Annotated in this window: 9 protein-coding genes, 1 tRNA gene and 1 pseudogene; 8 read left to right on the forward strand and 3 right to left on the reverse strand. The window is 61.2% G+C overall.

The window, feature by feature from the left end; genetic code table 11:
• The first annotated feature begins 67 nt into the window (after positions 1 to 67).
• From WH91_RS02065 to WH91_RS02075, 3 genes are all read left to right on the forward strand, one after another.
• Positions 68 to 895 carry a tetratricopeptide repeat protein gene (locus tag WH91_RS02065; RefSeq protein WP_052952531.1) on the forward strand — a complete coding sequence of 276 codons (828 nt, stop codon included), beginning with the start codon at positions 68 to 70 and terminating at the stop codon, positions 893 to 895.
• A gap of 38 nt (positions 896 to 933) precedes the next feature.
• A complete protein-coding gene (der, locus tag WH91_RS02070) occupies positions 934 to 2,385 on the forward strand; it encodes a ribosome biogenesis GTPase Der (protein WP_046169348.1) in 1,452 nt (483 codons plus the stop codon).
• Positions 2,386 to 2,623: 238 nt separating this feature from the next.
• Positions 2,624 to 3,634, forward strand: coding sequence for a phosphatase PAP2 family protein (locus WH91_RS02075; RefSeq protein WP_074797618.1), 1,011 nt, complete (start codon positions 2,624 to 2,626; stop codon positions 3,632 to 3,634).
• A 64-nt stretch (positions 3,635 to 3,698) separates the two neighbouring features.
• Here the strand turns inward: WH91_RS02075 and guaB are convergent, their stop codons facing one another.
• Positions 3,699 to 5,201: an IMP dehydrogenase gene (gene guaB, locus WH91_RS02080; RefSeq protein ID WP_046169349.1), complete on the reverse strand. Its 1,503-nt coding sequence runs from the start codon at positions 5,199 to 5,201 to the stop codon at positions 3,699 to 3,701.
• 335 nt (positions 5,202 to 5,536) lie between these two features.
• Between guaB and WH91_RS02085 the strand changes: the two genes are divergently transcribed.
• Both WH91_RS02085 and WH91_RS02090 read left to right on the forward strand, forming a co-directional pair.
• A complete protein-coding gene (locus tag WH91_RS02085; protein ID WP_074797620.1) occupies positions 5,537 to 6,931 on the forward strand; it encodes an MFS transporter in 1,395 nt (464 codons plus the stop codon).
• A gap of 3 nt (positions 6,932 to 6,934) precedes the next feature.
• The gene (locus tag WH91_RS02090) at positions 6,935 to 8,323 is read left to right on the forward strand and encodes an MFS transporter (RefSeq protein ID WP_046169351.1); all 1,389 of its coding nucleotides are present in this window, start codon (positions 6,935 to 6,937) and stop codon (positions 8,321 to 8,323) included.
• 36 nt (positions 8,324 to 8,359) lie between these two features.
• Here WH91_RS02090 and WH91_RS02095 read toward each other — a convergent pair whose 3' ends face one another.
• The gene (locus WH91_RS02095; RefSeq protein WP_046169352.1) at positions 8,360 to 9,100 is read right to left on the reverse strand and encodes an RlmE family RNA methyltransferase; all 741 of its coding nucleotides are present in this window, start codon (positions 9,098 to 9,100) and stop codon (positions 8,360 to 8,362) included.
• Complete coding sequence (locus WH91_RS02100) at positions 9,093 to 10,274, reverse strand: Ppx/GppA phosphatase family protein (protein WP_046169353.1); 1,182 nt, start codon at positions 10,272 to 10,274, stop codon at positions 9,093 to 9,095. Before WH91_RS02100 ends, WH91_RS02095 begins: the two co-directional genes overlap by 8 nt.
• Before the next feature lie 227 nt (positions 10,275 to 10,501).
• On the opposite strand from WH91_RS02100, the gene WH91_RS02105 reads away from it, so the two are divergent.
• The 3 genes and pseudogenes from WH91_RS02105 to WH91_RS22985 form a co-directional block, all read left to right on the forward strand.
• Positions 10,502 to 10,575: transfer RNA gene (locus tag WH91_RS02105), tRNA-Gln, on the forward strand.
• Between the two features lie 106 nt (positions 10,576 to 10,681).
• Entirely contained in the window at positions 10,682 to 10,981 is a 300-nt protein-coding gene (locus WH91_RS26015; RefSeq protein ID WP_425285353.1) for a DUF6538 domain-containing protein, read from the forward strand.
• Between the two features lie 142 nt (positions 10,982 to 11,123).
• Positions 11,124 to 11,699 (forward strand): annotated as a pseudogene (locus tag WH91_RS22985) (transposase); the annotation flags it as partial.

Consider the following 11,699-nt stretch of genomic DNA (forward strand, 5'->3'; position numbering starts at 1 on the left):
GCATTTGCTTTCGCCGGGAGCCATGCTAAACGTGCGCCCGAATTGAAGTGATGACCTTAGGCAGGCCATGTCCGAAGACAATATTTTTCGTGAAGTCGATGAGGAGTTGCGCAGCGATCGTATGCGCGCGCTGTGGCGGCGTTTTGCGCCGGTTGTGATCGGCGCTGCCGTTGGCGTGGTGGCAATCGTCGCCCTCAATGAAGGCTGGACCTGGTATCACGCCAACAACGCCTCGCAGTCGTCGGATGAGCTTTATGCATCGTTCGCGCTGATCGATGGCGGCGACCTTGCCGGGGCACAAACCCAGCTCGATACGCTGATCGCCGACGGCTCGGGCAGCTATCCCCTGCTAGCGCAGTTCCGCAAGGCGGGCGTGCTGGCCAAGGAAGGCAACGTTGCCGGAGCCGTAGCCGCCTATGACACGCTGTCCAATACGCTTTCCAACACCCGCCTGCGCGAACTCGCGCTGGTGCTGGGCGGCACGCTGATGGTCGATGCCGGCACGCTGGCCGACGTGGAATCGCGCGTCGGCAGCATTGCCGCCGAAGGCAGCCCGTTGCGGAATGCCGCGCGCGAGGCGCTTGGTCTGGCCCAATACAAGGCCGGCGACTTTGCAGCTGCCAAGGCAAGCTTCGAGGCCGTGATCAACGATCCGATGGTGCAAAGCAGCACACGCAATCGCATCGGCTACTACCTGGCCCAGCTGCTGTCGGAGGGCGCCATTGTCGCCGGGCCAGCTGCTACCGAGGCAGACGCTGCTGCGACCGCCATCGATGAAATTGTCAGCGATGAAGCCCCTGCCGCCGAAACCCCGGCTGTCGTGGCTCCCGCACCTGAAACACCTGCGGCGGATGCTCCCGCTGCCACCCCAGAGGCTGCGCCGGCCGCTCAATAGCAGTCGTCTCGCCTCTCGCCTGATCGGATACAGAACGCATGACCGTCACCGTTGCCATTGTCGGTCGCCCGAACGTCGGCAAATCCACGCTGTTCAATCGCCTTGTCGGCCGCAAGATCGCATTGGTCGATGATACGCCCGGCGTTACTCGCGACCGTCGCGAGGCCGAAGGCCGCATTGCCGACCTGAAGTTCCGCATTCTCGATACCGCCGGCTATGAGGACGTCACCGACGGCAGCCTCGAAGACCGGATGCGCCAGCAGACCGAAATGGCGATCCGGGAAGCCGACGTCATCCTGTTCATGATCGATGCCCGCGCTGGCGTGGTGCCGCTGGACCAGCGCTTTGCGCAGGTGTTGCGCAAGGCTGGCAAGGACGTGCATCTGGTCGGCAACAAGGCCGAGAGCGGCGCGGCGGAAGCGGGCCTGGTCGAAGCCTACAAGCTGGGCTTTGGCGAGGCTATCGCGCTGTCCGCCGAGCATGGTCTGGGCCTTGCCGAACTCTATTCCATCGTCTCCGCCACGATCGACCGCAAGGCCGCCGAGAGCGAAGCGCTGGAGGTAGCCGATCTCGACGTGATGCCGGATGTCGATATCGACATCACCGAGGACATGCTCGAGGGTGAAGGCGACGAAGCGACCCTGCGCTGGAATCCCAACCGCTATCTCAACGTCGCCATCGTTGGCCGCCCCAATGCGGGAAAATCGACGCTGATTAACCGTATGGTTGGCGAAGACCGCGTGCTAGTCGGCCCCGAAGCCGGCATTACCCGCGACTCGATCCTGGTGCCGTGGGAATGGGAAGGCCGGGTGATTAACCTGGTCGATACCGCCGGTATCCGCCGTCGCTCGCGCGTCACGGAAAAGCTGGAGAAAATGGCCGTGGGCGACAGCCTGCGCTCGATCCAGTATGCCGAAGTCGTCGTGCTGATGCTCGATGCGACCATTCCATTCGAAAAGCAGGATCTGTTGCTGGCCGATCTGGTCGAGCGCGAAGGGCGCGCTCTGGTCATCGCGGTCAACAAGTGGGACCTGATCGAAGACAAGAACGAAACCCTCAAGATGCTGCGCGAGGAATGCGATCGCCTGCTGCCGCAGCTTCGTGGCGTTCCGCTGGTCACCCTCTCCGGCCTCACCGGCAAAAATATCGACAAGCTGATGGAAGCGATCTTCAAGATCGAGCGCAGCTGGAACTCGCATGTGTCGACCGCCCGCCTCAACCGCTGGCTGACCGGCATGGTCGAGGGGCATCCGCCTCCCGCGGTATCCGGCCGCCGCCTCAAGCTGCGCTACATGACGCAGGCCAAGACCAGGCCGCCAAGCTTTATCCTGTTCGCCTCACGCCCCGACGTGCTGCCGGTGTCCTACCAGCGCTACCTGATCAACGGATTGCGCGAAGCCTTCGACATCAAGGGCACGCCAATCCGGCTTTGGGTGCGCGGCGGGACGGTCAATCCCTATAACGACAAAACCAAGCGTCGACTTGGATAGAGAAAAACCCGCGGAGCGATCCGCGGGTTTTTTTGCGGGGCTGTGGGCGTGGCGCCAATGGAAACATTGTGACGTATTCGGCGGAAAATGCAGAATTTATACAATGAAATCGAGTATCTGTTTTAGTAATCGGCGAATTTCTTGCAATTTCGTATGTGTTAATACTACGGTCGGAATTAACTAATACCGCATTCGCCGCTGCTATACCGGGGTTCACCAATGCACCGGGGGGCGCAGTGTGTTCAAGATTTCCGTGTCGGCGGCGACACTAGTTTTTCTCGTTTTTGCATATTGTTGCGTGGCGGCCGCCGCCGAGCCCGTCGTTTATCTCGTCATGCTTGGTCACTATGCATGGCAGTTGATTGCTATTCCCGCAGTGATCGTGATTGGACTGCCAATAGCAGCACTGTGCATGCGTCCGAAGGCGCCAGCGTCATTTATTTCAGATGTGATGCGGCACAGCGGCGTGAGGGTGGCTTTTATTGCAGGAATATTTTGCGCAGGCTTGGCCGCCTTCACCACCTTGAAGATCCATATCCCCAAGATCATGCCGTTCTGGGCTGATCCAGTGCTGGCAGACATTGACCGCTGGATACATAGAGGCAAGCCGGGTTTGGCGTTGTATTCATTCTTGCCGAGCTATGCGGAATATCCGATCGCCTGGCTGTACGGGCCCGGGTGGTTCATTCTGTGGTTCGGAATTGTCGCTGCAATGGCGCTGCATAGTGACCGGCAACGACGGCTGCGGTACTTTTGGGCGATGGCCTTGAGTATACTGCTGCTCGGCACCGTCACAGCCACCGCAATGGCTTCGGTTGGCCCAATTTTTTACGCGAGTTTTGTTGAGCCAACGAGGTTCGCCGAACTCATCAGAAAAATCGATGCCAGCGCATTCGGCGACTATATGAAGCTGTCGTCTCAGTATCTGTTGTCGAGCTATCAGTTTAATGCACCAAGCATGGGTACTGGTATCTCCGCCATGCCATCAATGCATCTCGCGATAGCGACGCTGAATGCATGCATGTTGTTCAATCTAAGCCGAGCGCTGGGGTGGCTGGCCTGGGCCTATGTGGTCATCATCCAAGTGGGATCGGTGTACCTGGGATGGCACTATGCAATTGACGGCTACGTATCAATTGCTGGGCTGTCACTCATCTGGTTTGTAACAGGCCTGCCGGTTTGGAAGACACTATTCCATCGGATAGCAAGGAGGGCTCGACCCCTCCGGCTAAAGCCATTGTCGATTTAGGCCGTCAATGCTGCCGGCGGAGTCGCAAGGGCATCCCTCTCCCAAAGGGAGAGGGAAGACTTCTCTATCGCCCGCTGCGGTAGTTCGGGGCTTCGCGCGTGATTGCCACGTCGTGGACGTGGCTTTCGCTGAGGGCGGCGCCGGAGATTTTAACGAACACTGAGTTGTCGCGGAAGTCTTTGAGGTTGTGGGCGCCGGTGTAGCCCATGGAGGCGCGAAGACCGCCGGCGAGCTGGTGCAGCACGGCACCGGCAGCGCCCTTGTAGGGCACCTGGCCTTCGATGCCTTCGGGGACCAGTTTCATCTGATCGCGGACGTCCTGCTGGAAGTAGCGATCGGCTGAGCCATTGCCCATGGCGCCGACCGAGCCCATGCCGCGGTAGGATTTGTAGGAGCGGCCCTGGTGGAGATAAACTTCGCCGGGGGCTTCATCGGTGCCGGCCAGCAGCGAGCCGACCATGACGCAGGACGCGCCGCCCGCTAGGGCCTTGGCCATGTCGCCCGAGAATTTGATGCCGCCATCGGCGATGACAGGAACGCCCTGACGGGCTCCCTCTTCGGCGCATGCCATGACGGCGGCGAGCTGGGGAACGCCAACGCCGGCAACAATGCGCGTGGTGCAAATTGAGCCGGGGCCGATACCGACCTTGACCGAGTCGGCGCCGGCATCGATCAACGCCTTGGTGCCTTCGGCCGTGGCGACATTGCCGGCGACGATGCGGGTGGAATTGCTCTCGCGCTTGATGCGCTCGACGGCCTCGGCAACGCGCACCGAATGGCCATGGGCGGTGTCGATGACCAGCAGATCGACGCCCGCATCGATCAGCGCCATCGAGCGCTCGAAGCCTGCATCCCCGACGGTGGAGGCGGCAGCGACGCGCAGGCGGCCCTGTTCATCCTTGACGGCGTTGGGATTGAGCTGCGCCTTTTCGATGTCCTTGACGGTGATCAGGCCAGTGCAGCGGCCGTCGGCGTCGATCACCAGCAGCTTTTCGATGCGGTGCTTGTGCAGCAGCACCTTGGCTTCGTCCTTGGACACGCCATCGCGCACGGTGACGAGGTTTTGGTGGGTCATCAGCTCGCGGATCGGCTGGGCCGGATGGGAGGCGAAGCGCACGTCGCGGTTGGTGACAATGCCGACCAGCTTGCCGATGGCGCGACCGCCGGTGCCGCCATTTTCCACGACCGGAATACCGGAAATGCGGTTGGACTGCATCAGCGTCAGGGCATCGGCCAGGGTAGCGTCGGGGCCGATGGTGATGGGATTGATGACCATGCCGCTTTCAAATGACTTGACCATGCGGACCTGCTCGGCCTGTTCGAGCGCGGTGAGGTTCTTATGGATGACGCCGAGGCCGCCGGCCTGTGCCATGGCAATGGCCATGGCACTTTCGGTGACAGTATCCATGGCCGACGACAGAATGGGAAGATTGAGCGCTATGTCCTTGGTGACATAAGTGGAAATGTCGGTTTCACCCGGCAGGACATCGGAGCGCGCCGGCTGCAGCAGCACGTCGTCAAAGGTGAGCGCGTAGTCGCCGGTTGCGGTGCTAATAATCTTTGCCAAGGCCAGACCTTCCTGCCTTCTGATACAATCAGAAATGTTGGAGTGTGAACCGGACGATCGGTATCGGCGGGCTCAGGTTGGCGAGGGTCAATATCACCGGCATCGGGCTTTGCAAAGGGGTGCGCATGGCGCGCGCCCTGCCCGGCAGGCTTGCGCGCCGGCCCCTACCCAAGTCGTGGCGTCGATGGTAATGAGTCCAGGTTTGGCCGCTGCGGCGCGCTTCTGCCGTTCCGTGCGAACGAAAGTTGTCCCATCCGCCTTTGCATGAGCGGAAACAGGGTTCATAGTTCGGGTGTCGCGCTCGCGGCCCTCCGACTCGTTCCCCCGGTCCGCACTTGATCCGCGTTATACCCCTTATCCTGGCGGTCGCCCTGTTCATGGAACAGATGGACTCGACCGTTATAGCGACCTCCCTGCCCGCCATTGCAGCTGATATCGGCACCGAGCCGATTGCGCTGAAGCTGGCGCTGACGGCCTACTTCGTGGCGCTGGCCATTTTCATCCCGATCAGCGGCTGGATGGCCGACCGCTTTGGCGCCAAGAACATCTTCCGGCTGGCCATCTTCGTTTTCATGCTGGGCTCGCTGGCATGCTCATTCTCGTATTCGCTCGAAACCTTCGTGATCTCGCGGTTTTTCCAGGGCATCGGCAGTTCGATGATGACGCCAGTGGGACGTTTGTTGCTGGTACGTTCAACGCCGCGCAACGAGCTAGTGTCGGCAATGGCCTGGTTGACGGTGCCAGCGTTGATTGGCCCGCTCACCGGGCCGCTGATCGGTGGCTTTCTCACCACCTATCTGAGCTGGCACTGGATTTTCTGGATCAACATTCCGATTGGCATTGCCGGCATAATCCTCGCCGGCATCTTCCTCAATGTCCCAGACGCGCGTAATCCGCGACCGATCGACATAGTTGGATTCGTTCTGGCCGGCGTAGCCTTTTCTGGCACGGTGTTCGGCCTGTCGGTTGTCAGCCTGCCTGCCCTGCCGTTGATCTATGGATACCTTACGCTGTCCGTAGGCGTGACCTCCGGCTTGCTGTATCTGATGCATGCGCGGCGGACGAAGTTTCCGCTGCTCGACCCGGCGCTGTTCCGGCACAAGCTGTTTCGCTCGTCGATCACGGGCGGATCCCTGTTCCGCATCGGCGTGGGCGCGGTGCCGTTTCTGCTGCCGCTCATGCTGCAGCTGGGGTTTGGGCTGACCCCATTCCAGTCCGGCGCCATCACCTTCATTTCGGCACTGGGCGCCATTGCCAGCAAGTTCATCGCCGAGCGGGTTTATGCCTGGTTCGGCTTTCCGCGCACGTTGGCCTTCGCAGGCTTCTTCGGCGGCGTTTTGATCGCCGTGCAGGGCCTGTTTACCGCAGCGACGCCTGCCGTGCTGATGATGGCGGTTCTGCTGCTTGGCGGCGTGCTGCGCTCGGTGTTTTTTACCGGCTCCAATGCCATCGGCTATGCCGACGTGGATGACGACGAGGCCAGCCAGGCCACAGCCATCGTCGCGGTATGCCAGCAGCTCAGCGTGGCGTTTGGCGTGGCCGTTGCCGGCGGCATTCTCGAAATGAGCACTCGATTGCGCGGTAGCGAGCTGGCGCTGTTGGACTTCCAGATCGCTTTTTTCGTGGTCGGCGGGCTGAGCACCATGGCCAGCTTCATCTATTGGCGCCTGCCGCCCGACGCCGGCAGCAATGTTTCGGGGCACAAGCGCGCCGCCATCGAGAAGGAGTGAGCGGTGTCTCGTATTACCCCGCTCATTCTCGCGACGGCGCTGTTCATGGAAAACATGGACTCCACGGTGATCGCCACCTCGCTAGCGACGATCGCCGCCGATATTGGGACCGACCCGATTTCGCTGAAGCTGGCGCTCACTGCGTATCTGGTCGCACTGGCCATCTTCATCCCAATTTCGAGCTGGATGGCCGACCGCTTTGGGGCACGCAACGTGTTCAGGGTTGCAATGCTGGTGTTCGTACTAGGGTCCATCGCATGCGCCTTTTCCAACTCGCTGCTGGCGTTTGTCGGCGCGCGGTTCCTGCAGGGCATGGGGGGCGCTTTGATGACGCCGGTAGCGCGACTGGTTCTGGTGCGCTCGACGCCGCGGCATGATTTGGTCAATGCCATGGCGTGGCTAACCATTCCCGGGCTGATCGGTCCTATCGTCGGTCCGCCGTTCGGCGGCTTCCTCACCACGTATTTCTCGTGGCACTGGATTTTCCTGATCAACGTGCCGATCGGCATTCTGGGCATGGCGCTGGTCAGCCGTTTCCTGCCGGACATGATCCGAAATGCGCCGCGACCAATCGACTTCAAGGGGTTTTCGCTAGCGGCGCCCTCGCTGGCGCTATTCGCCTTTGGGACCTCGGTGATCAGCCTCCCGGCGCTGCCGCCTCTGGTAGGCGTCGTTGCCACGGTGGTCGGGATCGGGCTGGGCTATCTCTATGTGCGGCACGCGCTATCGACCGACAATCCTCTGTTCGACCTACGGTTGCTGCGGTTTCCGTTCTTTCGGAGCGCGGTGGTGGCCGGGACATTCTTCCGGCTCGGACAGGGTGCCATCCCGTTCCTGTTTCCGCTGATGCTGCAATTGAGCTTTGGCTATACGCCATTCGAATCGGGGATGATAACCTTTGCCAGCGCGGTTGGTGCGATCATCGCCAAGTTTGTCGCCAATGCAATTTTCGTGCGCATCGGCTTCCGATTGTCGCTGTCGATCTCGACGGCGATATCTGCCGGCGGCTTGCTTGCCATGGGGCTGTTCACGCCCGAAACGGCCGTGGCGCTGATCATAGGCATCCTGGTGTTCGTGGGGTTCTGGCAATCCATCTTCTGGACCGGCAGCAATGCCTTCGTGTTTGCCGACATAGACGACAAGGACGCGGGCCAGGCCAATGTGATCGGTCAAGTCTCGACGCAAATGTCGATAGCGCTCGGCGTGGCCTTGGGCGGGGGCATGCTGGAGGCGAGCACGGCACTCCGCGGCGGCGAGCTTGTGCTGGCCGATTTCCACTTCGCCTTTATGGTACTATCGGCAGTGTGTCTGATCTCGACAGTGATGTTCCTGCGGCTTCCCATAAATGCCGGGCACCAATTGACCCACGCGCATGGCGGCGGCGACCACTAGGATCGCCAGTCCTGCGGTGGATATTTTTAGGTCAGACTAGCGGTCGTATTCGCCTTCGCCCTGAACCGTGTCGTTGGTGCCCTTGAAGCCCTTGGCGATCAGGTAGGCTTCGGCGGAATCCTGCCGGCTTGAACGTGGCTTGGCATGGAACGTGGTCTTGAAGTGGCGCTTGAGCATGTGCAGCAGCTCATGTTCGGTGCCCCCCTGGAAAACCTTGGCGACGAACACGCCACCCGGCGACAGCACATCGAGCGCAAAGGCCGCCGCAACCTCGATCAGCTGCACGATGCGCAAATGGTCGGTCGGGCGATGGCCGGTGGTGGGCCAGGCCATGTCGCTCATCACGATATCAGCCTTCTTGCCACCCATGGCCGCGATCAGCATGGCCGGCGCGTCTTCCTCGGTGAAATCCTTTTGCAGCAGGATAACGCCCTGGATCGGGTCCATTTCGAGATAGTCGATGCCGACGATCAGCGGATTGGCGTCGGTCGAGCCGGTCGCCTTGGCCGCAACCTGTGCCCAGCCGCCCGGCGCCGAACCGAGATCGACGACGCGCATGCCCTGGCGGAACAGCTTGTACTTCTCGTCCATCTCGCGAATCTTGAAGGCGGCGCGCGAGCGATAGCCTTCGGCGCGGGCGCGGGCCACATAGGGGTCATTGAGCTGGCGTTCGAGCCACTTGGTCGAGCTGACCTTGCGCCCCTTGGCCGTCTTGACGCGGATTTTGAGGTCCTTGTCGGACTTTCGCCCGCCGGTTCCGAGAGCTTTATCAACCATTGCCGTTTTTCCTCGGATAGCGCGACGCGCGGCTGTGGACCTTGTCAGCATCCATCAGCGAAATCAAAATACCTTCACGCAGGCCGCGGTCGGCCACACGCACGCGTTCAGTCGGCCACTCGCGGCGGATAGCCTCGAAAATAGCGCAACCCGGCAGTACCAGATCGGCGCGGTCACGGCCAATGCAAGGATGCGCCACGCGACGATCGAACGGCATGGCCAGCAGCACCTTCATGGTCTCGTCGACCTCGCCGCGCTTCATCCACAAGCCATCGACCTTCTGGCGCTCATAGCGTTCGAGACCAAGATGCAAGCCAGCCAGCGTGGTCACGGTGCCCGACGTGCCGATCAGATGCACTGGGTGATTGCCGATCATCTGGCGCAGTTTTTCGCGGCCGCGGAACTGCTTGAGGTGCTCGGCAACATGGGAAACCATGGCCTCGAACACTTCATGCGTCACGTCAATGCCGCCGAATTTTTCGGCGATGGACACTACGCCCACCGGCAGCGACTGCCAGGAGCGGATGGCAGCCGGCATGCGGCCCTGAGATTTAGGACGGCCACCGCGGAAATCCAGCCATGCCAGTTCGGACGAGCCACCGCCGATATCGAACATCAGCGCGCCGGCAGCCGTTGCTTCGATCAGGTCGGCGCAACCGGTGACGGCCAGCTCAGCCTCGGTGCGGCGATCAACGATTTCGAGGTCCAGGCCGATTTCGGCTTTGACGCGTGCGAGAAAGGCGGGGCCATTCTCCGCAGCACGACAGGCTTCGGTAGCGATCAGCCGCATGCGGGTCGGCTGGTGCTCGCGCAGCTTGTTGCGGCACTGGCGGAGCGCCTCCATGGTGCGTTCCATGGCGGCTTCGCCGAGGCGGCCGGTGACCGAGACGCCCTCGCCCAGCCGGACGATACGGGTAAAGCCATCGAGCACGCGGAAGCCGTGGTCGTGTGGACGGGCGATCAGCAGCCGGCAATTGTTGGTGCCAAGGTCCAGCGCGGCATAAATGGGCCCGCGATGGCGGCGCGGATTCGGAGCGGCAGCTGTCCGCTTGTCCGCTCGAGGTGGGGGCGCATCATCCCCCGCCCTCTCCCCCAGTTCAGGACTGGAAGGGGCACGGATCGCCTCATCCTCGACCAACGAGGCTGCGGCGGCGGACCGATCGGAATCGGTCACTATAGTCTCCTGTCGTGCGCGGTCGCCCAACCGGCAGAGCCGGCAGCGCCCGATCACACTGTTCATTGCGTGTCAAAAACCACGCTAGTGCAAGGGGCTGGCAAGCGCAATGGCAGCGCATTGCACACGGGCCATGTCGGAGGCGCTTGCAATCCCGATCCGCATTGTCTATGCAGTCCCCGCGTCGACTGGTTCGGCCCACCGAGCGGCCTCGCCGCTTCCCTTGCTGGGGAATAGTTCAACGGTAGAACAGCGGACTCTGACTCCGTCGATCTTGGTTCGAATCCAGGTTCCCCAGCCAAACTCCCCTTAAGTTGCTGAATTTGCACGGTAATTTGTGGGTTGTGTGAAACTTTCACACAAACTCCCACACATGATCCCACACGCCGACTCAAAACGAGGTCAGCATGGGTACCCGCCTGCCGTTCTGCATCCGCCGCGGCGCCATTTTCTACTGGCGCCGGCGCCTACCAAGCCCGGCCAAAATGTCCGTGGAATTCAGTCTCGGCACCAAAGACGAAAGGGTTGCCCGTCGCCTATGCTTTCTGCTGGCGATCGAAAGCGATCGCGCGTTTACAGTAATGCGTGAGGGTGGAATGACACCAGAGCAGGCAGAAGTCTTTATTCCGGCGCACGTCGGGAAGAGATCGCTGCGATGCAGGTTGCGGAGGTCATGCTTGATGCGGATGTACCCCACTTCATTGTGAAGGAGAACGACAACCGCGGACTGAAAACCCTGGCATCGACACGGACTGTGCCAATCCATCCGGCACTCTTCAGGTTGGGTGACGTTGCCCCCGGCCTCTAATCCAGTTTGAAGTAGGCTCTGGCCCCTAGAAAGGACCAGAGATGAAGCGCAGCAGGTTTACCGAAGACCAGATCATCGGGATTTTAAAAGAGCACGAGGCGGGTGTTCCAGTCGCCGATCTGTGCCGCAAGCATGGTGTGAGCAACGCCAGCGTGTACAAATGGAAAGCCAAGTATGGCGGCATGGACGTTAGCGAGGCTCGCAAGCTTAGGGCGCTCGAGGATGAGAATGCCAAGCTCAAGCGGCTGCTGGCCGATGCGATGCTGGACAACTCGGCGTTGAAAGACCTGCTCGGAAAAAAATGGTAACGCCCGCCGTTGAGCGGGATGCTGTCGCCCATCTCCAGACGGTGTTTGGAATGAGCGAGCGGCGGGCGTGCCAGGTGCTGGGATGCTGCAGGATGACGATGCGCTACCAGACCATCAGGGTCGATGATGCGGTGCTGCGTGAGCGGATGAAGGCCATTGCTCATGAGCGACGGCGCTTCGGATATCGGCGCCTGCACGTACTGCTGCGGCGAGAAGGCCATATGGTCAATCACAAGCGGCTGTTCCGCATCTATCGCGAGGAGAAGCTGGTCGTGCGCCGCCGCGGCGGCCGCAAGCGGGCGATGGGCA

Source organism: Devosia psychrophila, from assembly GCF_000971275.1.
In the GTDB taxonomy this organism is placed as follows: Bacteria; Pseudomonadota; Alphaproteobacteria; order Rhizobiales; family Devosiaceae; genus Devosia; species Devosia psychrophila.

Excerpts from the sequence above, each read along its gene's own strand:
- der (WP_046169348.1), top strand. The coding sequence starts at position 934 with ATGACCGTCACCGTTGCCATTGTCGGTCGCCCGAACGTCGGCAAATCC.
- WH91_RS02095 (WP_046169352.1), bottom strand. The coding sequence starts at position 9,100 with ATGGTTGATAAAGCTCTCGGAACCGGCGGGCGAAAGTCCGACAAGGAC.
- WH91_RS02065 (WP_052952531.1), top strand. The coding sequence starts at position 68 with ATGTCCGAAGACAATATTTTTCGTGAAGTCGATGAGGAGTTGCGCAGC.
- WH91_RS26015 (WP_425285353.1), top strand. The coding sequence starts at position 10,682 with ATGGGTACCCGCCTGCCGTTCTGCATCCGCCGCGGCGCCATTTTCTAC.